The following is a 323-nucleotide window of genomic DNA, read 5'->3' on the forward strand; positions in this document are numbered from 1 at the left end:
TAAGGTTTCCTGTCCAATGCAAGTCAGAGCAGGGTCAGCCGGCCCCTAAGGCGAGGCCGAAAGGCGTAGCCGATGGGAAGCGCGTCAACATTCGCGCGCCGCTAGACGGACGTTACGAGCCAGGGAGCGACGGGATTGGGAAGGCCGACGGGCGATCAGAAATGCCCGATGAGGCCCGAGGGGTAGCGGCAGGCAAATCCACCGCGACATCCCCGGAGGCACCACGAGCCCATTTATGTCGGCGAAGAGGCTGGAACAATCTCCGAGAAAAACTTCGTGGTCAGTCCGGCTGGCGACCGTACCAGAAACCGACACAGGCAGGC

General features: G+C 62.2%; 1 rRNA gene. It reads left to right on the forward strand.

The features are described from left to right. A 23S ribosomal RNA gene (locus MST27_RS22335) occupies positions 1-323 on the forward strand; the annotation flags it as partial.

This window comes from Stutzerimonas marianensis, from assembly GCF_022810315.1.
GTDB classification, from domain to species: Bacteria; Pseudomonadota; Gammaproteobacteria; order Pseudomonadales; family Pseudomonadaceae; genus Stutzerimonas; species Stutzerimonas marianensis.